Genomic DNA, 26,547 nt, shown 5'->3' with positions numbered 1-26,547 from the left:
CCTTGAGTTTTTCGCTGGCAAGCCAGCTCCTACAGGGGTTGGCGTTAGATTAAGGAACTGCTGTGATCAGCGCTAAAGCCTATTCAACCATCCACGCCATCGAACGCAGTGCCTGGAACGACTGTTTTCCCCAAGCGCTGGAGGATTGGGATTACTACGTCGCCGTGGAAAACGCCGCCATCGACGATTTCCAATGGCGCTACCTGGCCCTCTATGAGGATGGGCGGCTTCTGGCGGTGGCCCCGGCGTTCATCACCCATTACCGCCTCGACACCACCATCTCGGGCGTGGGCAAACGCGTTACCCAACGCCTGGAGCGCTGGTGGCCCGGGGTGTTGCGCCTGGGCCTGTACGCCATCGGTTCGCCGGTGGCCGAACAGTGTCATGCCGGTGTCGCCAGCCATGTGCCGGCGGCGCGTCGTGGCGCCTTGCTGCAACAACTGCTGGCCGCTGCACGGCGCGATGCCGATGCGTTCGGCATCGGTTTGCTGGCGGTCAAGGACGCTCCGACCCGGGATCAGGACTGGGCCGACAGCTGCAAGGCTGCCGGCCTGCACAGCATGCCGAGCCTGCCTACCGGGTTGCTGCCGCTGCCATACGGCTCGGTGGATGCCTACCTGGGCTCCCTGGGTAAATCCACGCGCAAGGACTTGCGGCGCAAGCTGCGTGCGCCGGGACCGCAGGTGGAGTGGCGAGACAATGTGGATGACGTGTTGCCGGAGATCATGCGTCTCTACGAAGCGACCCTGGCCCGCGCCGACCTGCAATTCGAACGCCTGCCCGCCGGTTATTTCAGTCAGGTGCTCGCCCAGCTTGAACAACGGGCGCGCTGTGTACTTTACTGGGTGGACGGGCAATTGGTGGCGTTCAACCTGGTGCTGCTCGACCAGCACCGCCTGATCGACAAGTTCTTTGCCCATGACCTGGCCCACAGCCGCGAACACAACCTGTACTTTCGCAGTTGGCTGACCAACGTCGACTACTGCATCGAACACAATATTGCGCTGTATGAGTGCGGGCAGGCCGGGTATGCCAGTAAGCTACGCCTGGGCTGCGAGTTCGCCGGCAATACGCTGTTTTTCCAGCACCGCAACCGCTTGCTCGATACCCTGCTCAAGGTGGTAAAAGTGTTTATTCGCCCGGACCGATCCGACCCTGCCATGGCTGCTGCAATAAGCGAAACCCGATGATTGCCAAAACCCGCCAGAAAGCCCGCCCGTTTGCCATTTCTCGCTGGAGCCTGCAGCGCAAGCTGGTGTTGGCGTTCTGGCTGGTGACGGTGATCCCGACGATGATCGCCGCAGAGCTGGCGGCCACCACCCTGTCGCAGATTTTCGACAGTAACGTGCGCATCTGGCTGCAAGAGTCGACCCGCATCGTCAAGGACGAAGTCAGCGACATCCTGCACGACAACGCCCGTGTGGCGCAGATCTTCCTGCGTTATGTGCGTCCGCCCTCCAGCCATGAAGCAATGCGGCATGACCGTTTGATCGCGGACATTGCCAGCGCCACTGATATTGACGTGGTAACGCTGATTCGCAGCAGTGACAACAAGGTGATGTTCAGCACCGTGGGCGATGATGTGGTGAAACAAATCAGCCTCGCGCCCAATGCCGTATTGCAAACCGTGCAGGTCGGCGGCGTGGCCACCGGGGCGGTGATTTCCTCGTTCGAAACCACTCAGGACGGCGTCGATTACGAACTGGTGGTGGGCACGTACCTGGACAGCAGCTTCCTGACCAGTGTCGCCGAGGTCCACTCCTTGGACTTGCGCCTGTACCTGGCCAATACCGAGGGTTTCTCGGAGATCTTCTCGACCCAGCGTTTTGAAGACCACCCGACCCGTGTGCCGAAATCCGTGGAAACCCTGCTGCGCAGCACCAAGCAGCCTAGCGAGCAGTTCACCAGCAACTACAGTGGCCTGTACTGGCCGATCTTCAATGACACCGGCGAGTTGCAGGGCGTGATCTTCAGCGGCCTGCTACGCCACACCAGCCTGGTGGGGCTGGTGAACCAGAGCAATCTGTTCGTGCTGATCTTCCTGCTCAGCTCCGCCTTGTCCCTGGGCGCCGGCGTGCTGGTTTCACGGCACCTGACGCGGCCGCTGCGCGAGTTGTCCCAGGGCGTGAGTGCGGTGATCAGCGGCAATTACCAGCACCGCGTGGCCGTTACCGGCGGCGACGAGCTGGCGCAACTGAGCAGCACCTTCAACCATATGACCGAGCGCCTGGGCGAGTTGCATCACCTTGAAGCCCAACTGCGCCGCCGCGACCGCCTGCATGCGCTGGGCGAAGTGGCGATGGGCCTGGCCCATGAAATCCGCAACCCCCTGGGTATCATCAAGACCGCGACGCAGTTGCTGCACCGGCGCACGGACCTGCCGGAGACCGACAAGCGCCACTTGGAATATGTGGTCAGCGAAGTCAGCCGGATCAATGACTTGATCACCGATTTTCTCGATTTCGCCAAACCCAGCGAGCCCCTGCGCAGCCAGCAACTGGCGCGGCCGCTGGTGGAAGAAATCCTCGGGTTCTGTGCGCCGGAGCTGGCGAGCCACGCCATCGACGCCCATCTCGATGACCAGGCGCCCGGCGCGACCCTCTATGTGGACGCCAAGCAATTCAAGCAGGCGTGCCTGAACCTGATTCTCAACGCCATCGATGCCATGCCCCAGGGCGGGCGCCTGACGTTAAGCATCAGCCGCGCGGATCAGTCCACGGTGATCAGTGTCAGCGACAGCGGGCAGGGCATCCCGGCAGAGATGATCGAGCGGATCTTTACCCCCTTCGTCACCACCAAGGCCTCGGGTACTGGCCTTGGCCTGGCGAAAGTCTATTCGATCATGGAAAGTCACGATGGCCGCATCGAATGCACCAGCGAGAAGGATGCCGGCGCCACCTTCAGCCTGTACATTCCGGCCAACGGTGAAGATGACGGCGACGACGAGGACAGTCATGACGCATAACATATTGGTGGTCGATGACGAGCCCAAGCTCTGCGATTTGCTGGCGTCGGCCCTGAGCCAGAACGATATCCAGGTGTTTATCGCCGGCAATGGCCTGCATGCCCTCAAGGTGCTGGAGCAGGAAGATATCGACCTGGTGATCAGCGACTGGCGCATGCCCGGCATGGACGGCCCGCAGCTGCTGGCCGAGATCAAGGTGCGCTACCCGCAGTTGCCGGTGATCGTGATGACGGCCTACAGCACCGTAAAAAATGCCGTGCAGTCGATGCGCAATGGTGCCTACGACTACATTGCCAAGCCCTTCGATATCGACGAGCTGGACATCACCGTGGCCAAGGCCTTGCAGTTTCGCGACATCATGCGCGACAACGCACGGCTGCGCGCCGAGCTCGACGAGCACGCGCAGTTCGACAGCCTGGTGGGCGACAGCCCGGCGTTCCGCCGTGTGTTGCAGGCGGTGGATTCGGTGCGCGAAAGCAACGCCACCATCCTGTTGACCGGCGAAAGCGGCACCGGCAAGGAAATGGTCGCCCGCGCCATTCACAAGCATGGCAATCGCGCCGATAAACCCTTTGTCGCGGTCAATTGCGCCGCGATCCCCGAAGGCTTGCTGGAAAGCGAAATGTTCGGCCATCGCAAGGGCGCCTTTACCGGCGCCGTGGCCGACCGGGTAGGGCGTTTCATGCAGGCCGACAAGGGCACGCTGTTTCTCGACGAGGTGGGCGATATGCCCCTGGCGTTGCAGGCCAAGATCCTGCGCGCCTTGCAGGAACGGGTGATTGAGCCGGTGGGTGACCCGCGCGAGCGCAAGGTGGATGTGCGGGTGATCGCCGCCACCAACAAGAACCTGTTGGAAGCGGTGGCGAACAAGGAGTTTCGCGAGGACCTCTACTACCGTCTCAACGTGTTCCCAATCCCGCTGCCCGCCCTGCGCGAGCGTGTCGAAGACATCGCCCCGCTGGCCCGCCACTTTGCCCGCAGCTTGAGCGCCAATGCCGGTAAACGCATCACCGGCTTCAGCGCAGATGCCTTGCAGGCCATGGCCGCCTACAGCTGGCCGGGCAATATCCGCGAGCTGCAAAACTGCGTGGAGCGCGCGACCATCGTGGCCGCCAGCCCAGTGATTGAAGATATCGACTTGCCGGCCTATCTGTTCGCGTCCCAGCCGACGGCGGGCGATGTAACGACGATCCTCAGCGAAGGCCCGGGCGTGCCTCAGGACCTGGATGCGGCGCTGGCAGAAGTGGAGAAGGCGTACATCCTGGCGGCGCTGCAGGAGAGCAATGGCGTGCAGGCGGCGGCGGCGACGAGAATCGGAATCTCCGAGCGCAGCTTTTGGTACCGTTTGAAAAAGCTCGGGATCCAGATCGACAAGATCGTGCGCTGAAACGCTGATCAAAATGTGGGAGCGGGCTTGCTCGCGAAAGCGGTGGATCAGTCAATTTAGATGTCGACTGATACACCGCTTTCGCGAGCAAGCCCGCTCCCACATTTGATTGAGGTGAATCAGGCGTGGATGCGCACCCACACGCTGACCAACACCGTCGCGGCCATCAGCCAGGCTACTGCAGCCACTGCCAGCGAGGCCTCCAGGCGCATGCGGTCGACCATCACATACAAGGTCGCCAGGTACACGAAGTACGGAATGATCGACCACATGCCGAACACAATCGTGGTTTTCAAGTCGTCCACCGAGCGGCCCTTGCCGACGATGTAGTGGGCGATCAAGGCAAAGGTCGGAAACAGCGGCACCAGGCCGGCGATGTAGTAGTTCCTGGTCTTGGCCAGCACTGCCAAAAGCAACACCACCGCCGCACCGAGGGCGGCCTTGAAGATTAAATCCACGCAGTACTCCTCAGTGGCTCAGGCCGTATTTCTTGACCTTGTCGAACAGGGTGGTCTTGGCCATTCCCAGTTCCAGGCTGGCCTGGGTCAGGTTGCCGCCGCTGCGCTGCAGGGCGTCGCTGAGCAGGTTGCGCTCAAAGGCTTCCACCGCCTCGGTAAAGGCCAGGCCATGGTTATCGGGGCTGGTGCCGCTTTTCTTGAAGGCCGGCAGGCCCAGGGCAAACCGTTCGGCGACGTTGCGCAACTCACGCACGTTGCCGGGCCAGTCATGGCTCATCAGGCTGGACAGGGTCTGGTTGTCCAGCTCCGGGGCGATGCGGTCGAAGCGCAGGGAAGATTGCTGCAGGAAGTGTTCGAACAGTTGCAGGATATCTTCGCGACGCTCGCGCAGCGGCGGCAGCTCCAGGGTTACTACGTTCAGGCGGTAGTACAAGTCGCTGCGGAACTGGTTGGCGCGGCTCAATTCGTCGAGATCGGACTTGGTGGCGGCGATCACCCGGCAATCCACGGCCACGCTCTGGTTCGAACCCAGGCGTTCCAGGGTGCGCTCCTGCAAGACCCGCAGCAGTTTGATCTGCAGGTTCATCGGCATGCTTTCCACTTCGTCGAGGAACAGCGTGCCTTCGTGGGCGTGTTCGATCTTGCCGATACGCCGCTTGCCCGCGCCGGTAAAGGCGTTGGCTTCGTGGCCGAAAATCTCGCTTTCAAACAGGTTTTCCGGCAGGCCGCCGCAGTTCAGGGCCACGAATTGGTGGGCGTGGCGGCGGCTGAAGTCGTGCAGGCAGCGGGCGACCAGTTCCTTGCCGGTGCCGGTCTCGCCTTCGATCAGCACGTTGGCCGAGGTATCGGCGACGTTGGCGATCAATTCCCGCAGGTTCTGCATCGCCGGCGAGCGCCCGATGATCCGGCCTTCCAGGGAGTCACGCTCGGCCAGTTGCCGGCGCAGCGCCCAGACTTCCCGGGCCAGGCCGCGCTGTTCGAGGGCGCGGCGCACCACGTCCACCAGGCGCTCTGGGGAAAAGGGTTTTTCCATGAAGTCATAGGCGCCATTGCGCATCGCACCCACGGCCATGGAGATGTCGCCGTGGCCGGTGATCAGCACCACCGGCAGGCTTTTATCCAGGGCCTTGAGGCGGGTCAACAGCTCCAGGCCGTCGATGCCGGGCAGGCGGATGTCACTGATCACAATGCCGGCAAAGTTCTCGCCGACGCGCTGCAGGGCCTCTTCGGCACTGGCCACGCCGACGCTGGGAATATCTTCCAGGGCCAGGGCTTGCTGGCAGCCGAGCAACACATGGGGATCGTCTTCGACGATCAGCACGGTCAGTTCGGTATTGGGTTGGCTGTTCATATCGATTCGCCGGGTTGATGGCCTGCCAGGGGCAGGCTCAGGACAAAGGCCGTACCACCATCGGCCGGGTGCTCGACGGCCAGATTGCCGCCGGTGGCCGCAGCGAGGCTGGCCGACAGGGTCAGGCCCAGGCCCAACCCTTGCTCGCCGGGTTTGGTGGTAAAAAAGGGTTCGAACAAATGCTTGCGGGTCTCAGGGGCGATGCCATGCCCGTTGTCCCGCACCCGCAGGCGGTATTTGCCTTCATGGATATCACTTTCCAGCCACAGCTCGGGGGCGGGTTGGGCGTGCATCGCATCCAGGGCGTTGCCGATCAGGTTGACCAGGATCTGCTCCAGGCGCGTCTGGTCGATCTGCAACGTGGCCTGGCTAAAGCCGCGGTGCACGGTCAGCGGCAGGCTGTCGAGGCGGCTGCCCAGGACCTGGAACGCTGCGTCCACGGCCTTGCCCAGGCTAGCTTCACCCTGGTCGTCGCCACGTCGGGCGAACGAGCGCAGGCTGGCGGTGATGCGGCCCATGCGGTCGATCAGTTCATTGATGGTCTTGAGGTTGGTGCTGGCAGTATCCAGAGCGCCGCGTTCGAGAAAGCGCACGGTGTTGCCGGACAAGGTGCGCAAGGCTGCCAGGGGTTGGTTCAGTTCATGGGCAATGCTGGTGGACATCTGGCCGATGGCCGCCAGCTTGCCGGCCTGGACCAACTCGTCCTGGGCCCGGCGCAGGGTCTCTTCGGCCTGGCGTCGTTCGCGGATCTGCGCCTTGAGCCGTTCGTTGCTGGCGCGCAGGTCGGCGGTGCGCTCGGCGATCCGCCGCTCCAGTTGGTTGTTGGCTTCCTGCAGCGCCTCACGGGCGGCCAGGCGTGTGGCGATGACCTTGCGCCGCTCATTCCAGGCAATCAGCAGGAACGCCACCAGGGCAAAGGCCACCGCCACGAGGATGCCCTGGTTGATCGCTGCCTGGCGCAGGTCGTTGAGCGGGGTGAGCAGGGTGAAATTCCACGGTGTGTCGTTCAGCGGCCGGGTCTGGGCCAGGTAGGTGACCTCCTGGTCGTCGGCCACTACTTCACTGTTGGCAGGGAAGGTCAGCTTTTCGGTGCCGGCGTCGAGGTGTTCGCGGGCCAGGGGTTGCAGTTCGTTGAGGGTCGCCCAGTAATACTGCAGGCTGCGGGCCAGGCGCTCCTTGGTTTCGTCGCTCAGCGGGCGCACGGCCTTGAGCCGGCGCGCCGGGTCACTGGAGAGGATGATGATGCCGTTCTCGTCGCTGACAAAGGCTTCCAGGCGCGCGCGCTGCCAGCGTTCTTCCAACGCTTCCAGGCGCACCTTGACCACCGCGACGCCAATGATCTTGCCGCGTTCTTCCAGGCCATGGGCCAGGTAGTAGCCGGGTTCGCCATTGGTGCTGCCGATGCCATAGAAACGGCCTGGCTGGCCACGCACCGCATTCTGGAAATAGGCGCGGAACGACAGGTCTTCACCCAGGTAACTGTCGACATCGCGCCAGTTACTGGTGGCCATCACGCGGCCGGTGGTGTCCATCACATAAATCGCCCGACTGCGGCTGCGCCGGTTCAGGCCTTCGAGGTATTCATTGACTGCTTGACGGTGTTCCGGATTGGGTTCGGCCAGCAGTTTGGAAACGCTGGACTCCAGCTCCAGCAGGCTGGGTAGGTAGGTGTATTTGCTGATTTCACTTTCGACCGTGCGCGCATGCAACTCTAACTGACGCTCACCGTTCTCGCCCAGGGTGCGGATGCCGTAGTACTCGCTGGTCCAGAAGCCGATAAAGCCCAGGCCGATCATCAACAGGATGATCAGGGGCGGCAGGAACAATTGGCGAATCAGACGGGGCTTCACGGCAAGTGATGGCGGCGCGGCGCGATAGAGGGTGGGGTCGCATTTCATCACAGATGCCTTGGGTCAGCTACAGCTTGCCTGCTCTTGTAGGAGCGAGTTGCGGCTTTTTTAGTGCTGCAGGATTTTCTCGAGGAAGTGCTGCGCACGTTCGGAGCGGGCGCTGATATCTCCGAAGAACTCTTCTTTCGGGCAGTCTTCGATGATTTTGCCGGCATCCATGAAAATCACGCGGTCGGCCACTTTACGGGCGAAGCCCATTTCGTGGGTCACGCACATCATGGTCATGCCTTCCTGGGCCAGTTGCACCATCACGTCCAGCACTTCGTTGACCATCTCCGGGTCCAGGGCCGAGGTCGGTTCGTCGAACAACATGACGATCGGGTCCATGGCCAGTGCACGGGCAATCGCTACGCGCTGCTGCTGGCCGCCGGACAGTTGGCCCGGGTGCTTGTGGGCGTGCGCCGAAAGACCGACGCGCTCCAGCAGTTGCAGGCCTTTCTTCTCGGCTTCTGCCTTGCTGCGGCCCAGCACCTTGATCTGCGCAATCGTCAGGTTTTCGGTGATGGTCATGTGCGGGAACAGTTCGAAGTGCTGGAACACCATGCCCACGCGTGAGCGCAGTTTCGGCAGGTTGGTCTTCGGGTCGGCAATCGAGGTACCGTCGACCACGACGTCACCCTTCTGGAACGGTTCCAGGGCGTTGACGCACTTGATCAGCGTGGATTTGCCCGAGCCGGACGGCCCGCACACCACGATCACTTCGCCTTTCTTGACCTCGGTGCTGCAATCGGTCAGCACCTGGAAGTCGCCATACCACTTGTTGATGTTCTTGATAGAGATCATACGGCAAACCTTTTTTGCAGACGCTTGACCAGCAGCGAGGCGGCAAAGCTGATGATGAAGTAGACGACACCGGCGAAGATCAGGAACTCATTGGACCGACCGATGATGTCGCCATTGGCGCGCGAAGCATTGAGGAAGTCCACCAGGCCGACGGTGTACACCAGCGAGGTGTCCTGGAACAGGATGATGCTCTGCTGCAACAGCAGCGGGGTCATCTTGCGGAACGCCTGGGGCAGGATGATCAGGCGCATGGTCTGACCGTAGGTCATGCCCATCGCTTGTGCCGCTGCCATCTGGCCCTTGGGGATCGACTGCACGCCGGCCCGCACGATTTCGCAGAAGTACGCGGCTTCAAACATCATGAAGGCCACGACGCAGGAGGTGAACGCACCGATTGGCGTGTCTTCGCCGGTGATCCAGCGCAACACGAACGGCACCGCCAGGTAGAACCAGGTGATCACCAACAGCAGCGGGATCGAGCGGAAGTAGTTCACGTAAGCGCCGGCCACGCGGGACAGCAGTTTGCTGGAGGACAGGCGCATCAGTGCCAGGATGGTACCGAGGATGATGCCGCCGACCACGCCCATGACCATCAGTTTCAAGGTCATGACCATGCCGTTCCACAGGCCAGGGATGGCCGGGATAATGCCGCTGAAATCGAATTCCATTATTTGCCCCCCACGGAAATCAGGCCGGGCACTGCGACTTTCTTCTCGACCACGCGCATCAGCAACATCAGGCTCATGTTCAGGGTGAAGTAGATCAGCGTAGCCAGGGTGAAGGCTTCAAACAGGTTGGCCGAGAACTCGGCGGTCTGCTTGGTTTGCGCCAGCAACTCCATCAGGCCGATCAAGGACGCCACGGAGGAGTTCTTGAAGACGTTGAGGAATTCCGAGGTGAGCGGCGGAATGATGATCCGGTAGGCCTGGGGCAACAGCACGTTCCAGTAGATCTGTGACAGGCTGAAACCCATGGCGCGGGCGGCGGCTTCCTGACCGTGGGGCAGGGCCTGGATACCGGTACGCACTTGTTCACATACGCGGGCGGCGGTGAACAGGCCCAGGCACACGACAACGCTCAGGTAGGCCGAGGTGGTCGGGTTCAAGTCTTGTTTGTACCAGTCCTGCAGGTTTTGCGGCAGCAGGTCGGGTACCAGGAAGTACCAGATGAACAGCTGTACCAGCAGTGGCACGTTACGAAACAGCTCCACGTAGCAGGTGGCGATGCCGGCCACGAGCCGGTTAGGCATCGTGCGCATCACGCCCAGTACCGAGCCCAGCAGCAAGGCGACGATCCAGGCCACGACGGCGATGGCGATGGTCCAGCCCAAACCGGAGATGAACCAGTCGAGATAGGTCTCGCTGCCCACGCCGGTGGACTTGAAGAATACGCCCCAGTCCCAGTTGTAATTCATTAGGGTCTCCCCCGAAATCGATCGATGTACAAGCACCCGCTTGGGGAAGATCCATTCCCGCCTGACGGTGAACGTCAGGCACACACGATCGGCTCGCAAACCGCCAGGTCGAGTGTTCCAAATAATGCCAGCAGGTAGTAACAGGCACCTGAGGGAGGGTTGGCTCCCTCAGGGGATAAGGTTAGTTCGGAATCAGGACTTTTTTTCAGCCGTTTTGTCGTCGGCTGCTTTGTCGGTCGGATTGGCGATCAGGGCCTTGAGTTCGTCGCTCATCGGGAACATCAGGTTCAGGCCTTTTGGTGGGATCGGCGACTGGAACCACTTGTCGTAGATCTTGTTGATCTCGCCCGACTTATAGGTAGCAACGATTGCATCGTCCACCGCTTTCTTGAACGGCGCATCGCCTTTGCGAACCATGCAGCCGTAGATTTCGTAAGACTGAGCAGTGCCCGTTACAGACCAGTCTTCTGGCTTCTTGGCCTTGGCCATTTCACCGGCCAGCAGTGCGTCGTCCATCATGAAGGCAACGGCACGGCCGCTTTCCAGCATCTGGAAGGATTCACCGTGGTCCTTGGCGGAGATGACGTTCATGCCCATCTGCTTGTCAGCGTTCATGGACTTGAGGATGCGCTCGGACGTGGTACCCGCGGTGGTTACGACGTTCTTGCCCTTGAGGTCAGCGAAATCCTTGTAGGTCGAGTCTTTTTTGGACAGCAGACGGGTACCGATTTCGAAGATGCCGACGGAGAAGTCGACTTGTTGCTGGCGCTCGACGTTGTTGGTGGTGGAACCACACTCAACGTCTACGGTGCCGTTCTGCACCAGCGGGATGCGGGTTTGAGAGGTGACCAGGTTGTACTTGACCTTGAGGTCCGGCATGTTCAGGTCTTTCTTGATGCCTTCGACGATGGCCAGTTGAATGTCGTGGGAGTAGCCCACTGGCTTGCCTGAAGCGTCCGCGATGTAGGAGAACGGGATGGAGGCGTCGCGGTGGCCCAGGGTGATGGTGCCCGACTCTTTGATTTTCTTCAGCGTGCCGGTCAGTTCGGCGGCGAAGACTGGAGTGCTAATCAGAGCGGCAGCGATGGCTGCGCCCAAAATATGGGGAACGATACGCATCAATACTTCCTCGACATTTGTTTTTTTTATGAAGCCTGGACGGCTCTTTCGATACAGCGAATGCCTGTGACGGCTCCTGAAGCATCTCAGGCAAACACGTCCCAAGTGTAGAGCATGAGTCGTGCCAGACTGTGAATAAAGATCTAACTATATGATTTATATGGTTATTAACTTTATGTGACGGTGTTTATACGGCGTTTAAGTCCGGCAAACCGAATAGGTGGCGCGATAGCGTTCGGAAATCCGAATTTTGAGGGGGGGAGAAGGTAGTAGCCAAAAAAAGCCCCTGGACCTTTCGGTGCAGGGGCTTGGTGAGTCAGGCTGCTTCGATCTTGCTGCGGTTCTGCTCCACCTTGATCAGGTAACGCTGCAGGTTCTCCTGTTCCTCAGGGGTGGTGAACAGGCCGAGCTTGGTGCGGCGCCACAGGATGTCGTAGGCCTGGGTCGCCCATTCCTCGGCGCACAGGTAGTCGACTTCCCGGGTATACAGGCCGCCACCCAGGTGTTCGCCCAGGTCGGCCAAGGATTGCACGCCTTCGAGCAGGCGCCAGGTGCGGCTGCCATAGGTGGTCGACCAGCGGCGGGCGATTTCGCTGGGGATCCACTCGAACTTGCTGCGAATGTCCGTGGCCAGGGCTTCTGGCGTGGTCATTTCTTCGCCGCCGGGCAGGCTGGCCTTGGCGGTCCAGCTTGGCTTGATATGGGGGAAGTAGGGGGCCAGTTGCGCCAGTGCCGACTCCGCGAGCTTGCGGTAGGTGGTCAGCTTGCCGCCGAACACCGACAGGATCGGTGCTTCTTCGCCAGTACCCGACAGCGCCAGGGTGTAGTCGCGGGTGATGGCCGACGGGTTATCGGACTCGTCGTTGCACAGCGGGCGCACGCCGGAGTAGGTATGGACGATGTCGTCGCGGCTCAACTGCTGCTTGAAGTGGGCGTTGACCACCTTGAGCATGTAGTCCGTTTCACCTTCGGTGATCGCCACTTTTGCTGGATCGCCGGTGTACTCGCGGTCGGTAGTACCGATGATGGTCAGGTGATTGAGGTACGGAATGGTGAAGACGATGCGCCCGTCTTCGTTCTGCAGGATGTGCGCGTGGGCGCCTTCGTACAGTTTCGGCACGATCAAGTGGCTGCCCTGGATCAGGCGGATGCCGTAAGGCGAGTCGAGCTTCAGGTCATCCTTGATGAACTTGGCAACCCACGGGCCGGCAGCGTTCACCAGGGCCTTGGCACGGATCGAGAACAGGCTGCCATCGGCGCGCTCCAGGTGCAGGTGCCACAGGCCCTTGCTGCGACGGGCGCTGACGCAACGGGTCTGGGTGTGGATATGCGCCCCTTTTTCCCGGGCGGCCATGGCATTGAGTACTACCAGGCGCGCATCATCGACCCAGCAGTCGGAGTATTCGAAACCCTTGGTGATTTCGCTTTTCAGCGGGCTGTCGGCGCCGAACTTCAGGCTTTTGGAGCCAGCGAGCTTTTCGCGCTTGCCGAGGTGGTCATACAGGAACAGGCCAGCGCGGATCATCCACGCCGGGCGCAGATGTGGGCGATGGGGCAGAACAAAGCGCATCTGCTTGACGATGTGCGGCGCCTTGGCCAGCAGCACTTCACGTTCGGCCAGGGCTTCGCGCACCAGACGGAATTCGTAATGTTCAAGATAGCGCAGGCCGCCGTGGATCAGCTTGCTGCTGGCGGATGAGGTGTGGCTGGCCAGATCGTCCTTTTCGCAAAGGAATACTGACAGGCCGCGACCGGCTGCATCTGCCGCGATCCCCACACCATTGATCCCGCCACCGATAACGGCAACATCATAGACTTCGGCAAGGGGTTGAGCAGGCAAGGTAGAAGGGGTCATCGGCTGGCCTCGCGATCTTTATTTATATTTGAATTCGAACATTAATGTTCATTTGCGAAAATGGTAGCTCATAAACGCGGGCACAGCCAGCTGACTTCGATTGAAAAAAACTCATCGAAGGGCGGGAAAAGGAAAATTTGTGAACATTGAGCCTTGTGCTGGCTCAAGAGAGTTGTTGCCTTATGGGCCGATTTCGCGGGCAAGCACGCTCCCACAGTTGGAATGCGATCAACCTGTGGGAGCGGGCTTGCCCGCGAAGGCGGTGGCCTAGGCGCCAGAGATCTCAGAGATAGATCAGACGACTTCCAGGCGAATCTTATGCTGATTGAGCAACTGCACCAGCGCCGGCACCGGCTGCTGATCGGTGACCAGGCAATCAATCAAACTGATTGGCCCCAGGCGAATCATGGCATTGCGCCCGAATTTGCTGGAGTCCGCCGCCAGGATCACCTTGCGCGCATTGGCAATGATCGCCTGGGAAACCCGGACTTCCTGGTAATCAAAGTCCAGCAGGCTGCCGTCCTCGTCGATACCGCTGATCCCCACCAGGGCGAAGTCAACCTTGAACTGGTTGATAAAGTCCACGCTGGCCTGGCCCACCACACCGCCGTCACGGCGCACATTGCCGCCGGTCAGCAGCACGTCGAAGTCGTCCTTGGCGCTGAGCATCATGGCGACGTTGAGGTTGTTGGTGATGATCTTCAGGTGGCTGTGGTTGAGCAGCGCCCGGGCGATGGATTCGGTGGTGGTGCCGATATTGATGAACAGCGAGGCATGGTCAGGGATCTGTGCGGCAATGGCTTCGCCGATACGCTGTTTTTCATCGCGCATCTGGTCGGCACGCATGGCGTACTCGGTGTTTTCGACGCTGGAGTCATAGGCGGCGCCGCCGTGGTAGCGACGCAGCAGATTGGCATCCGCCAGTTGATTGATATCGCGGCGGATGGTTTGCGGGGTAACAACGAACAACTGCGCCATTTCCTCGATGCTGACATAGCCGCGTTCGCGGACCAGTTCGAGTATTTGCTGCTGACGGGGAGGCAGATTCATGGGGCGTCCTTTGGGCTGCCGTACAAAAAAGTGGCCCATGATGACGCAGGAATCTGCTCCCTGCCAGTTACAACCCTAAGCGGGTCCGGCGCTTGGCTTATTCAGCGCCTTCGTGGGGTTCCCAGTCGCGGGTGCGGCTGACCGCTTTTTTCCAGCCTGCGTAGAGTTTTTCTTTGGCGGGCTCGTCCAGTTGCGGTTCGAACTCGCGCTCGATTACCGACTTGCCGCGCAGCTCATCCAGGCTGCCCCAGAAGCCACAGGCCAGGCCAGCCAGGTAGGCCGCGCCCAATGCAGTGGTTTCGCGCATTTGCGGGCGCTCGACCTGGGTGCCGAGGATGTCGGCCTGGAACTGCATCAAGAAGTTGTTGGCCACGGCGCCGCCGTCTACCCGTAGGGATTTGAGGCGTTCGCCGGAGTCCTGTTGCATGGCGTCGAGCACGTCGCGGGTCTGGTAGGCAATCGACTCCAGGGCTGCGCGAATGATGTGGTCGACACGTACGCCACGGGTCAGGCCGAACAGTGCGCCACGGGCGTAGGGGTCCCAGTATGGAGCGCCGAGGCCGGTGAACGCCGGCACCAGGTACACGCCGTTGCTGTCCTTGACCTTGTTGGCGAAGTACTCGGTGTCATGGGCGTCATTGATGATTTTCAGCTCGTCACGCAGCCACTGTACGGTTGAGCCGCCATTGAACACCGCGCCTTCCAGGGCGTAGGCCACTTCGCCACGGGGGCCGCAGGCGATGGTGGTGAGCATGCCGTGCTTGGACTTGACCGCCTTGTCGCCGGTGTTCATCAGCAGGAAGCAGCCGGTGCCGTAGGTGTTTTTCGCCTGGCCAGGCTCGACGCACATCTGGCCGAACAGGGCGGCTTGCTGGTCGCCAGCGATACCGCCGATGGCAATCCCGCTTTTGGTGCGGCCGTAGATTTCCGAGGAAGATTTAACTTCTGGCAGCATCTCGCGCGGGATGTCCAGCACCTCCAGCATCTTGGCATCCCACTCCAGGGTGTGGATGTTGAAGAGCATGGTGCGCGAGGCGTTGGTGTAGTCGGTGACGTGGGTCTTGCCGCCGGTAAATTTCCAGATCAGCCAGCTGTCGATGGTGCCGAACAGCAGTTCGCCATTGCGCGCGCGTTCGCGGCTGCCTTCGACGTTATCGAGGATCCACTTGAGCTTGGTCCCGGAGAAGTACGGGTCGGTGACCAGGCCGGTGGTGTCGCTGATGTATTGCTCGTGGCCGTCGCGCTTGAGCTGCTGGCAGATCTCGGTGCTGCGACGGCATTGCCAGACGATGGCGTTGTAGATCGGGCGGCCGGTGATCTTGTCCCAGACCACCGTGGTTTCACGCTGGTTGGTGATGCCGATGGCGGCCACCTGATCGTGGTGCAGGCCTGCTTGCGCCAGGGCCTCGACCATCACGGCGCTCTGGGTGGCGAAGATTTCCATCGGGTCATGCTCGACCCAGCCGGCTTGTGGGTAATGCTGGACGAATTCACGTTGGGCGGTGCACACCACGTTGGCGTCACGATCAAAGATGATCGCCCGGGAACTGGTGGTGCCCTGATCGAGGGCAATGATGTAGTTCTTATTCTGTGTGTCGGTCATGTCGATTGCCTTGGACGGAAAAAGGGAGTGGGTAAGTAGCCTGGGCCGCAAAGGGCAGAAGGGCTCAGGCTACCGCTTTCAGGAAGTTCGGGTGTTACCGCTGGCGGCGGTTTCGGCTGCATCAGTTGTAGCAGGTGCGACGTTGGGCAGATGGCGGGCAATCAACCCGCGATAGGCCGCAGCGCCGAGGCAGGCACCGACAATCGGTGCAAGGATCGGAATCAGGAAATAAGGAATATCGCGCCCGCCGGTGAAGGCCATTTCACCCCAACCGGCGAAAAAGGTCATCAGCTTGGGCCCGAAATCCCGGGCCGGGTTCATGGCAAACCCGGTCAGCGGGCCCATGGCGCTGCCAATCACGGCGATCAGCAAACCGATCAGCAGCGGGGCCAGAGGGCCACGGGGCAAGCCGTTGTTGTCGTCGGTCAGGGCCATGATCACACCCATCAGGATGGCGGTGATGACCATCTCCACCAGGAATGCCTGGGCGGTATTCAGCAGGGCGTGGGGGTAGGTGGAGAACACCGAGGCCAGTTCCAGGCTGGCAGCCGAGCCACGGACCATGTGGTGAGTTTGTTCGTAATCGAAAAAAAGATTGCTGTAGAGCGTGTAGACCAACGCCGCCGAACAAAAGGCGCCGGCGACCTGGGCGATGATATAGAAGGGCAGTTTGCGCTTGTCGAAATCGGCAAAGATGCACAGCGCGATACTGACGGCTGGATTGAGATGAGCCCCGGAAATGCCGGCGCTCAGATAGATCGCCATGCTTACGCCGATCCCCCAGATGATGCTGATTTCCCACAAGCCAAAGCTGGCACCCGCGACCTTGAGCGCAGCGACGCAGCCTGTGCCGAAGAAGATCAGCAGCGCGGTGCCGAGGAATTCGGCCATGCATTGGCTTGAAAGTGAAGGCTGTTGAAGAGCAGTTGTCATTGAAAACCTCGATTTTTTTTCTTGTCTGGCGCTCTGCCACAACGGGCCATGCGCGATTTTCACCGTAAACAGAATCCCCATTCTGGCCACGGCTTACTGCTCGGATACTGCGAGTGTATTCCTACAGTATTCGGAAACGAAAAAATATAGACAAGAAACACCGCTGTCAAAGGTCGAAAGTGAACGGTCGGTCATTTTCAAACTATTAATGTGATGAATGATCGCGACAATACGTCGTCGCAACGGGCGGCAAGCGTGCCCAGGATCTGCGCGGATTCGTCGCACGGTGCCCTGCACTAGAGCCTTTTGCCTGGGTTTGTCCTAGAATCGGTGGCCTGCTTTTCCACGTTTCCCCCAAGCCTGGAGCCCCCATGACACCCGCATTGGACTTGTTGAAAAAAGTTCGCGCCGAACATCGCATCCACAGTTACGAACATGACCCCAAGGCCGCCTCTTATGGCCTGGAGGCCGCGGAAAAACTGAGCCTGGACCCGGCGCAGGTATTCAAGACCTTGCTCGCCAGTAGCGAAAAAGGTGAATTGTTGGTGGCGGTGGTGCCGGTCGTCGGAAGTCTGGATTTGAAGGCCCTGGCGCATGCGGCGGGCGTGAAGAAGGTCGAGATGGCCGACCCGGCGGCGGCGCAGCGCTCTACCGGTTACTTGTTGGGGGGGATCAGCCCGCTGGGGCAGAAGAAGCGCTTGCGCACGTTCATCGATGTGAGCGCACAGCCTTTTACGACAATTTTTGTCAGCGCTGGCAGGAGAGGGCTTGAGGTGGAGTTGGCGGCGGCGGTGCTGGCAGAGCACACCCAGGCTACATTTGCGCCGATTGGCCGGGTGTGATTTCAACAGTGGGAGTCAAATGTGCAAGCCAGCCTCTGTGGGAGCTGGCTTGCCTGCGATAGCATCACCCCGATGCAGCTGACAGACCGAGGCGCCTGCATCGCGGGCAAGCCCGGCTCCCACACAAGCCCGCTGCTAAATGTCGGATCGGGTTTATTCAACTGGCGGTGCTATAGCGCCGCACACCGGATTCCACCTGCACAATCTGCGCCGCCGTGCTCCCCGAGGCCTGGAACAGCACCAGATGCTCTGCCGCCACGCGGATCCCCACCTGTGCACCTACCTGATGGTCGGCATGGCTGGGGAAAATCGATTCCAGTTGGGCACCGGTCGGCAACTGCAAGCGGTACAGGGTTGAGGCACCGAGGAAAGTCTTGCCGACGATCTGCGCTTTCAAGGCGCTGTCCGGCGCATACACGATGTCATCCGGGCGCAGCAATACATCCACCGCGCTGCCCGTCGGCCAGGTATAGGCACGATTGCCGCGCAACTCGCCCAGTTCGGTGCTGACCGATTCCGGCGAACTCAACTGCCCGCGGATGAAGTACCCCTGGCCAATAAAACTTGCCACATAAGGCGTCAGCGGTTCGTGATAGAGGTTGTAGGGCGTGTCCCATTGCTCCAGCCGGCCTTCCTTGAACACACCTACGTGGTCGCTTACGGCAAAGGCTTCTTCCTGGTCATGGGTCACCAGGATCGCACTGGTGCCACGGGCCTTGAGGATGTCCCGCACTTCATGGCTGAGCTTGCGTCGCAGTTCACCGTCGAGGTTGGAGAAGGGCTCGTCCAACAGCAGCAACTGCGGCTCCGGAGCCAACGCACGGGCCAGGGCCACGCGCTGTTGCTGGCCGCCGGACAGTTCGTGGGGGAAGCGCTTGCCCAGGTTCTTCAGGTTGACCAACTCCAGCAATTCAGCCACCACTCGCTCTTTTTGCGGGTGTTTGCGAATGCCGAAGCCGATGTTGTCGGCCACGCTGAGGTGCGGAAACAGTGCGTAGTCCTGGAACACCATGCCAATCCGACGTTTCTCCGGTGCCAGGGTAAAACCTGCGCTGGAGATCACTTCGCCCGCCAGGTTGATTTCGCCTTCGTGGACCGGCTCAAACCCGGCAATCGCACGCAGGGTGGTGGTCTTGCCGCAGCCCGAGGAGCCCAGCAGGCAACCGATATCGCCGGCATTCAGGTGCAGGTTGAGGTTCTGCACCACCCGCTGGTCCTGATAGCCGCATGCCAGATCGCGGAGTTTCAGCAGAAGTGGCTGGCTCATGCGTGGTGATACGCCGGTGGGACCAGGAACTCCAGCAGGGCCTTCTGGGCATGCAGGCGGTTTTCTGCCTGGTCCCAGGCGACGGAGCGCGGGTCATCCAACAGGTCGAGGCTGATTTCTTCGCCGCGATGCGCCGGTAGGCAGTGCATGAACAACGCGTCTGGCGCGGCGAGGTCGAGCAATTCACGGGTGACTTGATACGGTGCAAACAGGGCCAGGCGCTTGGCGGTCTCGTCTTCCTGGCCCATGGAGGTCCAGACGTCGGTACTCACCAGGTGCGCGCCGACCACGGCGTCTTTCGGGTCGCGCACGATTTGAACGCGGGCGTCGGCCTTGGCCAGGAATTCGGCGCTGGGCTCGTAGCCCTCGGGGCAGGCAATGCGTAAGTGGAAGTCGAACTGGATCGCCGCTTCTATATAGCTATTGCACATGTTGTTGCCATCGCCGATCCAGGCAACGGTTTTGCCCTGGATCGAACCGCGATGTTCGAGGAACGTCTGCATATCGGCCAGCAACTGGCACGGATGCAGGTCATCGGACAGCCCATTGATCACCGGCACTCGCGAGTTGGCGGCAAATTCGGTGAGGATGCTATGGGCGAAGGTACGGATCATCACCGCATCGAGCATGCGTGACATGACAATGGCGCAATCGCTGATTGGCTCGCCACGGCCCAGTTGGGTGTCCCGGGGCGACAGAAAGATGGCTTGGCCGCCGAGCTGGATCATGCCGGCTTCGAAGGACAGGCGGGTACGGGTGGACGATTTCTCGAAAATCATCCCGAGTACGCGGTTTTTCAAAGGCTCGAACAGTACGCCGCGATTACGCAGGTCTTTAAGCTCAATGCCTCGACGGATCACGCTGACCAGCTCTTCGGGCGTGCAATCCATCAGGGAGAGAAAGTGCCTTGCGCTCATCATTAACTACCTTTTTGCAACAGACCGCAGATACTCAAAGCCTTGTTTATTGTGACAACGGGCGAGACCTGCGGCGAAAGCCGCACGGGGCGACGAAATAGGGGAAGGCGCGATATTGACATTAAATGTCGCGTCTTACCAATAGGCTACGGTTTTTTAGGGGTGTTCAAAGGGGCGGGAATAGCACTTTTGAAGCCTGTTTACGGACAGCAGCGGGTCATTTGTACACTGGCGTCGAGACCTTTTGCAATGCGTGATGGCGGCACGGGGCCAGGTTTCGTCGGTTTCAACGGGTGTACGGGAGGTTTCTGAAACATTTGCTCATGCTTGCCCATGGCTTGGCCTGATGCCCGTTGATTCACGGGGCGAACCTTGCTGGCGCCGCGAGTGGGCGCGGCCCATAGTCGGGCCAAAGCCCTAATAAAGAGACTGGCCATGACCAAGACTCTCCATCACCGTGCCTGCCACCTGTGCGAAGCCATCTGCGGCCTGACCCTGGAAACCACCACCTCGGACGCAGGCAGCATTGCCATTACCTCGATCAAGGGCGATGCCCTGGACACCTTCAGCCGTGGCCATATCTGCCCCAAGGCCGTGGCCCTGCAGGATATCCAGAACGATCCCGATCGCCTGCACCAACCGATGCTGCGGGTAGGCAGCGAGTGGCAACCGATCCCCTGGGACGAGGCCTTCGCCCTGGTGGCCGAGCGGTTGACGGGCATCCAGGCGCGGCATGGGCAGAATGCGGTGGCGGTGTATCAGGGCAATCCGAGCGTGCATAACTATGGCTTGATGACCCACAGCAACTATTTTCTTGGGCAGTTGAAAACACGCAATCGTTTTTCCGCGACATCGGTGGACCAATTGCCCCATCACCTCACCAGCCACCTGATGTATGGGCATGGGCTGTTGCTGCCCATCCCGGATATTGACCAGACCGACTTCATGCTGATCCTGGGCGGCAATCCACTGGCTTCCAATGGCAGCATCATGACCGTGCCGGATGTGGAAAAGCGCCTGAAGGCGATTCAGGCGCGCGGCGGCAAAGTGGTGGTGGTCGACCCCCGGCGCAGTGAGACGGCGGCCATGGCCGACCAGCATCTGTTTGTGCGCCCTGGTGGGGACGCGGCGTTGCTGTTCGGGGTGCTTAACACGTTGTTCGAAGAACACCTGACCCGTGACAGCCACTTGCCGGTGGACGGTTTGGACGAGGTACGCCGCGCCCTCGCGAGCTTTACCGCCGAGGCCATGAGCGCTCAATGCGCGGTGCCGGCCGAGCAGATTCGCCAGTTGGCGCGGGACTTTGCAGCCGCGGACAAGGCGGTCTGCTACGGACGCATGGGGGTGTCGACCCAGGCATTCGGCACCTTGTGCCACTGGCTGGTGCAGTTGATCAACCTGGTCACCGGCAATCTGGACCGGGTGGGCGGCGCCTTGTGCACCGAGCCTGCGGTGGACCTGGTGGCAGCCACGTCAGGCGGGCATTTCAATCGTTGGCAGAGCCGGGTTTCGGGGCGGCCCGAATACAGCGGCGAGCTGCCGGTATCGGCCCTGGCCGAAGAAATGCTTACCGCCGGTGAAGGGCAAATCCGCGCGCTGGTCACCGTGGCTGGCAATCCGGTGTTGTCTACGCCTAACGGTCGGCAACTGGAGCAGGCGCTGGATGGCCTGGAGTTTATGGTCAGCGTGGACCTGTATATCAACGAGACCACCCGCTATGCCGACTTGATCCTGCCCTCGACGTCGGCCTTGGAAAACGATCACTACGACACGACCTTCAATATGTTTGCGGTGCGTAACGTCACGCGCTTCAATCGGGCGATTTTGCCCAAACCCGAGGGGGCGTTGCACGACTGGGAAATTTTCGTCGGTCTGGCCCAGGCGTTTGCGGCCCGCACCGGCAACCCGCTCAAGCCGACGATGGCGCCAGCGCAGATGATTGATCTTGGCTTGCGGGCGGGCGCCTATGGCGACGCCTCCACTCACAAGCTGTCGGTGGACATGCTGGCCGATCATCCCCATGGCCTGGACCTGGGGCCGCTGAAGGCCAATCTGGCGGGGCGTTTGAAAACTGCCAACGGCCGGGTCCAGGCGGCTCCGCCCGTGATCCTGGCGGACCTAGCGCGGTTTGCGGCCTTACCGCTGCCTAAGGTCGACGAGTTACTGTTGATCGGTCGCCGGCATGTGCGCAGCAATAATTCGTGGATGCACAACTATCACCGGCTGGTGAAGGGCAAGCCGCGGCATCAACTGTTGATGCACCCGGATGATCTCGCCAGCCGCCAACTGAGTGACGGGCAGCGGGTGCGGGTCAGTTCGCGGATCGGCATGATCGAAGTGCAGGTGTTGGCCAGCCTGGAAATGATGCCTGGCGTGGTCAGCCTGCCCCACGGGTGGGGCCATGATCGGCCGGGTGTGCATATGAACATCGCCAGCGCGCAGCCTGGGGCGAGTGCCAACGACCTGACGGATGAGCGGCAGTTGGATGAGTTGTCGGGCAACGCAGCATTGAATGGTGTGCCGGTGCAGGTCGCGGCGGCGTGACGCAGTGAGTCTGTCGGGGAGCCCGAGCACCACGCTCGGATTTTGCGTTACAATGCGCCACCGTGCCGACCTGTGAGTCGCAAAGTTCCAGCCGAGGTGTTCCATGGATATCATCGAAACGATTAAAGAGCAGATTGCTAACAACACCATTCTGCTTTACATGAAGGGCGCACCGAATGCCCCGCAGTGCGGCTTCTCCGCAAAGGCTTCCCAGGCCGTGATGCAGTGTGGCGAAAAGTTCGCCTACGTCGATATCCTGCAAAACCCGGAAATCCGCGCCAACCTGCCGAAGTACGCCAACTGGCCAACTTTCCCACAACTGTGGGTGGCCGGTGAACTGGTCGGCGGTAGCGATATCATCACCGAAATGGCGGCTGATGGTTCGTTGCAGGCGCTGATCAAGGATGCTGCTGAAAAGGCGGCGGCCAAGACCGAAGCCTGATTCGCGCACAATAAAAAGCCCCGCTTCTCATTCGAGAGCGGGGCTTTTTCGTACCTGTAGGAGCGAGCGTGCTCGCGAAGGGCGTTAACGATAACGCGAGCATTCTGAATGAACGCGGCGCCTTCACGCTTTTCGCGAGCAAGCTCGCTCCTACAATATTTAGAGATTACTCACCCATCTGCGATTGCAGGTAGTTTTCCAGAGTTACTTTGTCGATCAGGCCAACTTGGGTTTCCAGCCAGTCGATATGCTCTTCCTGGTCTTCCAGAATATCTTCCAGCAGCTCACGGCTGCCGAAGTCGCCCTTGGTCTCGCAGTGGGCGATGGCGGCCTTGAGGTCGGCATGGCTCTTGCGCTCGAAGCCCAGGTCGCTGTTGAGCATTTCCAGGGTGTGCTCGCCGATATTCAGCTTGCCCAGGTCCTGTACGTTCGGCAGACCTTCGAGGAACAGGATGCGCTTGATCAGCGCGTCTGCGTCCTTCATGGCCTTGATCGATTCCTTGTACTCGCGCTTGCCGAGCTTTTCCAGGCCCCAGTCGTCATACATGCGCGCATGCAGGAAGTACTGATTGATCGCGACCAGTTCATTGGCAAGGATTTTATTGAGTTGCTGGATGACTGAGATGTCGCCTTTCATGATTGGGGTCCTGCCTTGTATTCGTTGTATATAAGGCGGAGTTTGAGCTGCACGATTACTAGTGTCAAACCTAAGTTATTGAATAATAAATGAAAATTAATCGGAATAAGAATGTTTGTGTTCCGCGTCTTGGACCTAACTATTTGAATTGCAGGCATAAAAAAACCGGACGCTAAGTCCGGTTCTTTAAAATAGGTTGTTTCAGGCGTGTGTAAATTCTGCCGAGTAGGGGATCGCGGCCTGGGCTACCTGCAGTTTAGTCAAGGTTTCCCGTACCACTTGCTTGGCAAGGCAAGCACATTTGCCGCATTGGCTGGCAACGCCGGTAGTTTCACGCACTTCCTTGTAGCTGCAGCAACCTTCATAGATCGCTTCGCGGATTTGTCCGTCGGTGACGCCAGTGCAGAGGCAGACATACATAAGGGAGAACCATCGCGGTTTAAGGCTTAAGTGCGACGGATCTTAATGTTAACGAGAATGATTGTCAAAGTGCTTTCTCAAACTATTGCTCGCCATGGCGCCCTCACTGACGAACGGTTTTTTTCAGGTATGATGGCCGGTCTTTACGAAGCGTGATCGCGTCACAGGCCTGTCGTCAATTCACGGCAGACTCGGGGCGGTCCATTTACTTCAAATACCATCAGGAGATAACCAATGAGCGTACTCGTCGGCAAACAAGCCCCGGATTTCGACGTACCAGCCGTCCTCGGCAATGGCGAAATCGTTGACAGCTTCAAGCTGTCTGAAGCCATCAAAGGCAAATACGGCCTGGTGTTCTTCTACCCGCTGGACTTCACCTTCGTCTGCCCGTCCGAGCTGATCGCCCTGGATCACCGCATGGACGATTTCAAGGCGCGTAACGTTGAAGTGGTTGCCGTTTCCATTGACTCCCATTTCACCCACAACGCCTGGCGCAACACCGCTATCAATGATGGCGGCATCGGCAAAGTCAAATACACCATGGCTGCCGACATGAAGCACGACATCGCCAAGGCCTACGACGTTGAGTCCGAAGGCGGCGTGGCTTTCCGTGGCGCGTTCCTGATCGACGACAAGGGCGTTGTGCGCTCGCAGATCATCAACGACCTGCCGCTGGGCCGTAACATGGAAGAGCTGATCCGCCTGGTCGACGCTCTGCAATTCCACGAAGAGCACGGCGAAGTCTGCCCGGCCAACTGGAAAAAAGGCGACAAGGGCATGAACGCTTCGCCAGCAGGCGTTGCGGCTTACCTGACCGAGAACGCTGGCAAGCTGTAAGCCAGATTCGCGGTGAAAAAAAACCGGCCTGAGAGGGCCGGTTTTTTTATGCGTGGGATTTGGCGACGTAATCAGTCGCTGAAATCTTCCCAGCCGCCCATCTGTTTCCAGCGGTTAACGATGCCGCAGAACAGATCGGCGGTCTTCTCGGTGTCGTAGCGAGCCGAGTGGGCCTCGCGACCGTCGAAGTCGATACCGGCTGCCTGGCATGCTTTGGCCAGTACGGTCTGGCCATAAGCCAGGCCAGCCAGGGTGGCGGTGTCAAAGCTGGAGAACGGGTGGAACGGGTTGCGCTTCATGTCCAGGCGTGCCACGGCGGCGTTGAGAAAGCCCAGGTCAAAACTGCTGTTGTGGCCGACCAGGATCGCGCGTTTGCAGCCGTTGGCCTTCAAGGCCTTGCGTACGCCACGGAAGATGTCGGTCAACGCCGCTTCTTCGCTGACGGCCATGCGCAGTGGATGGTCGAGCTTGATCCCGGTGAACTCCAAGGCTGCGGCTTCGATATTGGCGCCTTCAAACGGCTCGACGCGGAAGAAGTGGGTGTGTTCTGGATACACAAAACCCTGTTCGTCCATACCGATGGTGGTCGCCGCAATTTCCAGCAGTGCATCGGTGGCGCAATTGAAGCCGCCGGTTTCTACGTCGATAACGACAGGCAGATAGCCGCGGAAACGCTCGGCCATTGGGTGGCGCGAACCGCCGCCACTGTGTTCCTGTTCGTCGTCGTAATGGTCTTCACTCACTTGTGTTCCTCCAGCAGGCGCCAGCGCAGTGTTTCACCGGCGCGCAGCGGGATAACGGTCAGCTCGCCAAATGGCAGGCTGGTGGGGGCGGTCCAGTCTTCACGGACCAGGGTAATACGGTCGGTATTCGCCGGCAGGCCATAGAAACGTGGGCCATTGAGGCTGGCGAAGGCCTCGAGTTTGTCCAGGGCGTTGCGCGATTCGAAGGCTTCGGCGTACAGCTCGATCGCCGCATAGGCGGTGTAGCAGCCGGCACAACCGCAGGCGGCTTCCTTGGCGTGCTGGGCGTGGGGCGCCGAGTCGGTGCCGAGGAAGAACTTTGCGCTGCCACTGGTAGCCGCATCGAGCAACGCCACCTGATGGGTGTTGCGCTTGAGGATCGGCAGGCAATAGAAGTGCGGCCGAATCCCACCCACCAGCATGTGGTTGCGGTTGTATAGCAGGTGGTGCGCGGTGATGGTTGCGCCGACGTTGGCCGAAGCCTCGGTGACGAACTGCACGGCGTCTGCGGTGGTGATGTGCTCGAACACGACCTTGAGCGTCGGGAACAGCTCGACCACACGGCGCATGTGCTCGTCGATGAAGATCTTCTCGCGATCAAACACATCCACATCGCCACGGGTGACTTCACCGTGGATCAGCAGCGGCATGCCCACTTCGGCCATGGCTTCGATGGCGGGCAGGATCTTGTCGATACTGGTTACGCCGGAGTCGGAGTTGGTCGTGGCGCCGGCCGGGTACAGCTTGGCGGCGTGCACGAAACCGCTGGCCTTGGCTTCGCGTATTTCGGCGGGCTGGGTGCGGTCGGTCAGGTAGAGCACCATCAACGGTTCGAAGCGGCTACCGGCCGGTCGCGCAGCGAGGATGCGCTGGCGATAGGCGTCGGCTTCAGCGGCATTACGCACCGGAGGTACCAGGTTAGGCATGATGATGGCACGGCCAAACGTGCGCGCAACATCGGCCACGGTTTGGGGCAACGCAGCACCATCGCGAAGATGAATATGCCAGTCGTCGGGACGCAGCAGGGTCAGGCGGTCGGACATTGGGGATTCCAGGCGGGTCAATCTGGT

Annotated in this window: 24 protein-coding genes; 7 read left to right on the top strand and 17 right to left on the bottom strand. The window is 60.2% G+C overall.

Annotation, left to right across the window (positions count from 1 at the left end; all coding sequences use genetic code 11):
* Window positions 1-62: 62 nt before the first annotated feature.
* Genes JTY93_RS21180 through JTY93_RS21170 form a run of 3 tightly spaced genes read left to right on the top strand, consistent with a single transcriptional unit; the run spans window position 63 to window position 4,352 of the window.
* Window positions 63-1,190: a GNAT family N-acetyltransferase gene (locus tag JTY93_RS21180; protein ID WP_205478020.1), complete on the top strand. Its 1,128-nt coding sequence runs from the start codon at window positions 63-65 to the stop codon at window positions 1,188-1,190.
* A complete protein-coding gene (locus JTY93_RS21175) occupies window positions 1,187-2,965 on the top strand; it encodes a sensor histidine kinase (RefSeq protein WP_205478019.1) in 1,779 nt (592 codons plus the stop codon). Before JTY93_RS21180 ends, JTY93_RS21175 begins: the two co-directional genes overlap by 4 nt.
* Window positions 2,955-4,352, top strand: coding sequence for a sigma-54-dependent transcriptional regulator (locus JTY93_RS21170; RefSeq protein WP_205478018.1), 1,398 nt, complete (start codon window positions 2,955-2,957; stop codon window positions 4,350-4,352). Before JTY93_RS21175 ends, JTY93_RS21170 begins: the two co-directional genes overlap by 11 nt.
* A 119-nt stretch (window positions 4,353-4,471) precedes the next feature.
* Here the strand turns inward: JTY93_RS21170 and JTY93_RS21165 are convergent, their stop codons facing one another.
* The 11 genes from JTY93_RS21165 to JTY93_RS21115 form a co-directional block, all read right to left on the bottom strand.
* The gene (locus JTY93_RS21165) at window positions 4,472-4,801 is read right to left on the bottom strand and encodes a GlpM family protein (protein ID WP_205476539.1); all 330 of its coding nucleotides are present in this window, start codon (window positions 4,799-4,801) and stop codon (window positions 4,472-4,474) included.
* A gap of 19 nt (window positions 4,802-4,820) precedes the next feature.
* On the bottom strand, window positions 4,821-6,161 hold the full coding sequence (gene aauR / locus JTY93_RS21160) for a two-component response regulator AauR (RefSeq protein ID WP_169993947.1): 1,341 nt from the start codon (window positions 6,159-6,161) through the stop codon (window positions 4,821-4,823).
* A complete protein-coding gene (gene aauS, locus JTY93_RS21155) occupies window positions 6,158-8,059 on the bottom strand; it encodes a two-component sensor histidine kinase AauS (RefSeq protein WP_205476490.1) in 1,902 nt (633 codons plus the stop codon). The genes aauR and aauS overlap by 4 nt, the downstream gene beginning before the upstream one ends.
* 60 nt (window positions 8,060-8,119) lie before the next feature.
* Complete coding sequence (locus JTY93_RS21150) at window positions 8,120-8,854, bottom strand: amino acid ABC transporter ATP-binding protein (RefSeq protein WP_205476491.1); 735 nt, start codon at window positions 8,852-8,854, stop codon at window positions 8,120-8,122.
* A complete protein-coding gene (locus tag JTY93_RS21145) occupies window positions 8,851-9,522 on the bottom strand; it encodes an amino acid ABC transporter permease (RefSeq protein WP_032859909.1) in 672 nt (223 codons plus the stop codon). The genes JTY93_RS21150 and JTY93_RS21145 overlap by 4 nt, the downstream gene beginning before the upstream one ends.
* A complete protein-coding gene (locus tag JTY93_RS21140; protein ID WP_205476492.1) occupies window positions 9,522-10,268 on the bottom strand; it encodes an amino acid ABC transporter permease in 747 nt (248 codons plus the stop codon). Before JTY93_RS21140 ends, JTY93_RS21145 begins: the two co-directional genes overlap by 1 nt.
* 192 nt (window positions 10,269-10,460) lie before the next feature.
* Window positions 10,461-11,387 (bottom strand): glutamate/aspartate ABC transporter substrate-binding protein, encoded by a 927-nt coding sequence (locus JTY93_RS21135; RefSeq protein ID WP_205476493.1) that lies wholly within the window; start codon window positions 11,385-11,387, stop codon window positions 10,461-10,463.
* Between the two features lie 316 nt (window positions 11,388-11,703).
* Window positions 11,704-13,242: a glycerol-3-phosphate dehydrogenase gene (glpD, locus tag JTY93_RS21130; RefSeq protein WP_205476494.1), complete on the bottom strand. Its 1,539-nt coding sequence runs from the start codon at window positions 13,240-13,242 to the stop codon at window positions 11,704-11,706.
* Window positions 13,243-13,536: 294 nt separating this feature from the next.
* Complete coding sequence (locus tag JTY93_RS21125; RefSeq protein WP_169993932.1) at window positions 13,537-14,292, bottom strand: DeoR/GlpR family transcriptional regulator; 756 nt, start codon at window positions 14,290-14,292, stop codon at window positions 13,537-13,539.
* 97 nt (window positions 14,293-14,389) lie between these two features.
* Entirely contained in the window at window positions 14,390-15,895 is a 1,506-nt protein-coding gene (gene glpK, locus JTY93_RS21120) for a glycerol kinase GlpK (protein ID WP_205476495.1), read from the bottom strand.
* 78 nt (window positions 15,896-15,973) lie between these two features.
* Entirely contained in the window at window positions 15,974-16,828 is an 855-nt protein-coding gene (locus tag JTY93_RS21115; protein WP_205476496.1) for an MIP/aquaporin family protein, read from the bottom strand.
* A 371-nt stretch (window positions 16,829-17,199) separates the two neighbouring features.
* Between JTY93_RS21115 and ybaK the strand changes: the two genes are divergently transcribed.
* Window positions 17,200-17,670 (top strand): Cys-tRNA(Pro) deacylase, encoded by a 471-nt coding sequence (ybaK, locus tag JTY93_RS21110; protein WP_169993926.1) that lies wholly within the window; start codon window positions 17,200-17,202, stop codon window positions 17,668-17,670.
* A 157-nt stretch (window positions 17,671-17,827) separates the two neighbouring features.
* Here the strand turns inward: ybaK and JTY93_RS21105 are convergent, their stop codons facing one another.
* Entirely contained in the window at window positions 17,828-18,937 is a 1,110-nt protein-coding gene (locus tag JTY93_RS21105; RefSeq protein ID WP_205476497.1) for an ABC transporter ATP-binding protein, read from the bottom strand.
* Entirely contained in the window at window positions 18,934-19,854 is a 921-nt protein-coding gene (gene argF, locus JTY93_RS21100; RefSeq protein ID WP_205476498.1) for an ornithine carbamoyltransferase, read from the bottom strand. Before argF ends, JTY93_RS21105 begins: the two co-directional genes overlap by 4 nt.
* A 435-nt stretch (window positions 19,855-20,289) precedes the next feature.
* Here argF and JTY93_RS21095 point away from each other — a divergent pair, with 435 nt between their 5' ends.
* Both JTY93_RS21095 and grxD read left to right on the top strand, forming a co-directional pair.
* Window positions 20,290-22,398, top strand: coding sequence for a molybdopterin oxidoreductase family protein (locus JTY93_RS21095; protein WP_205476499.1), 2,109 nt, complete (start codon window positions 20,290-20,292; stop codon window positions 22,396-22,398).
* A 103-nt stretch (window positions 22,399-22,501) separates the two neighbouring features.
* Complete coding sequence (gene grxD / locus JTY93_RS21090) at window positions 22,502-22,840, top strand: Grx4 family monothiol glutaredoxin (protein WP_032858447.1); 339 nt, start codon at window positions 22,502-22,504, stop codon at window positions 22,838-22,840.
* Window positions 22,841-23,006: 166 nt separating this feature from the next.
* Here grxD and bfr read toward each other — a convergent pair whose 3' ends face one another.
* Together bfr and JTY93_RS21080 are read right to left on the bottom strand one after the other, a co-directional pair.
* Window positions 23,007-23,477, bottom strand: coding sequence for a bacterioferritin (bfr, locus tag JTY93_RS21085; protein ID WP_038442996.1), 471 nt, complete (start codon window positions 23,475-23,477; stop codon window positions 23,007-23,009).
* 201 nt (window positions 23,478-23,678) lie between these two features.
* The gene (locus JTY93_RS21080; protein ID WP_038442994.1) at window positions 23,679-23,897 is read right to left on the bottom strand and encodes a bacterioferritin-associated ferredoxin; all 219 of its coding nucleotides are present in this window, start codon (window positions 23,895-23,897) and stop codon (window positions 23,679-23,681) included.
* Window positions 23,898-24,131: 234 nt separating this feature from the next.
* Here JTY93_RS21080 and JTY93_RS21075 point away from each other — a divergent pair, with 234 nt between their 5' ends.
* Window positions 24,132-24,734: a peroxiredoxin gene (locus tag JTY93_RS21075; RefSeq protein ID WP_032858443.1), complete on the top strand. Its 603-nt coding sequence runs from the start codon at window positions 24,132-24,134 to the stop codon at window positions 24,732-24,734.
* 71 nt (window positions 24,735-24,805) lie between these two features.
* Here the strand turns inward: JTY93_RS21075 and rnt are convergent, their stop codons facing one another.
* Complete coding sequence (gene rnt / locus JTY93_RS21070; RefSeq protein ID WP_057958607.1) at window positions 24,806-25,477, bottom strand: ribonuclease T; 672 nt, start codon at window positions 25,475-25,477, stop codon at window positions 24,806-24,808.
* A complete protein-coding gene (gene pyrC / locus JTY93_RS21065) occupies window positions 25,474-26,520 on the bottom strand; it encodes a dihydroorotase (protein ID WP_205476500.1) in 1,047 nt (348 codons plus the stop codon). The genes rnt and pyrC overlap by 4 nt, the downstream gene beginning before the upstream one ends.
* Window positions 26,521-26,547: the final 27 nt, after the last annotated feature.

This window comes from Pseudomonas hygromyciniae (genome assembly GCF_016925675.1).
GTDB lineage: Bacteria > Pseudomonadota > Gammaproteobacteria > Pseudomonadales > Pseudomonadaceae > Aquipseudomonas > Aquipseudomonas hygromyciniae.
This window is presented reverse-complemented; position numbering and strand designations above follow the sequence as displayed.

Excerpts from the sequence above, each read along its gene's own strand:
- JTY93_RS21175 (WP_205478019.1), top strand. The coding sequence starts at position 1,187 with ATGATTGCCAAAACCCGCCAGAAAGCCCGCCCGTTTGCCATTTCTCGC.
- JTY93_RS21095 (WP_205476499.1), top strand. The coding sequence starts at position 20,290 with ATGACCAAGACTCTCCATCACCGTGCCTGCCACCTGTGCGAAGCCATC.
- JTY93_RS21115 (WP_205476496.1), bottom strand. The coding sequence starts at position 16,828 with ATGACAACTGCTCTTCAACAGCCTTCACTTTCAAGCCAATGCATGGCC.
- bfr (WP_038442996.1), bottom strand. The coding sequence starts at position 23,477 with ATGAAAGGCGACATCTCAGTCATCCAGCAACTCAATAAAATCCTTGCC.
- JTY93_RS21125 (WP_169993932.1), bottom strand. The coding sequence starts at position 14,292 with ATGAATCTGCCTCCCCGTCAGCAGCAAATACTCGAACTGGTCCGCGAA.
- aauS (WP_205476490.1), bottom strand. The coding sequence starts at position 8,059 with ATGAAATGCGACCCCACCCTCTATCGCGCCGCGCCGCCATCACTTGCC.
- glpK (WP_205476495.1), bottom strand. The coding sequence starts at position 15,895 with ATGACCGACACACAGAATAAGAACTACATCATTGCCCTCGATCAGGGC.
- JTY93_RS21150 (WP_205476491.1), bottom strand. The coding sequence starts at position 8,854 with ATGATCTCTATCAAGAACATCAACAAGTGGTATGGCGACTTCCAGGTG.
- grxD (WP_032858447.1), top strand. The coding sequence starts at position 22,502 with ATGGATATCATCGAAACGATTAAAGAGCAGATTGCTAACAACACCATT.
- JTY93_RS21140 (WP_205476492.1), bottom strand. The coding sequence starts at position 10,268 with ATGAATTACAACTGGGACTGGGGCGTATTCTTCAAGTCCACCGGCGTG.
- JTY93_RS21145 (WP_032859909.1), bottom strand. The coding sequence starts at position 9,522 with ATGGAATTCGATTTCAGCGGCATTATCCCGGCCATCCCTGGCCTGTGG.
- JTY93_RS21135 (WP_205476493.1), bottom strand. The coding sequence starts at position 11,387 with ATGCGTATCGTTCCCCATATTTTGGGCGCAGCCATCGCTGCCGCTCTG.
- JTY93_RS21080 (WP_038442994.1), bottom strand. The coding sequence starts at position 23,897 with ATGTATGTCTGCCTCTGCACTGGCGTCACCGACGGACAAATCCGCGAA.
- aauR (WP_169993947.1), bottom strand. The coding sequence starts at position 6,161 with ATGAACAGCCAACCCAATACCGAACTGACCGTGCTGATCGTCGAAGAC.
- JTY93_RS21075 (WP_032858443.1), top strand. The coding sequence starts at position 24,132 with ATGAGCGTACTCGTCGGCAAACAAGCCCCGGATTTCGACGTACCAGCC.
- ybaK (WP_169993926.1), top strand. The coding sequence starts at position 17,200 with ATGACACCCGCATTGGACTTGTTGAAAAAAGTTCGCGCCGAACATCGC.
- pyrC (WP_205476500.1), bottom strand. The coding sequence starts at position 26,520 with ATGTCCGACCGCCTGACCCTGCTGCGTCCCGACGACTGGCATATTCAT.
- glpD (WP_205476494.1), bottom strand. The coding sequence starts at position 13,242 with ATGACCCCTTCTACCTTGCCTGCTCAACCCCTTGCCGAAGTCTATGAT.
- argF (WP_205476498.1), bottom strand. The coding sequence starts at position 19,854 with ATGAGCGCAAGGCACTTTCTCTCCCTGATGGATTGCACGCCCGAAGAG.
- JTY93_RS21170 (WP_205478018.1), top strand. The coding sequence starts at position 2,955 with ATGACGCATAACATATTGGTGGTCGATGACGAGCCCAAGCTCTGCGAT.
- JTY93_RS21105 (WP_205476497.1), bottom strand. The coding sequence starts at position 18,937 with ATGAGCCAGCCACTTCTGCTGAAACTCCGCGATCTGGCATGCGGCTAT.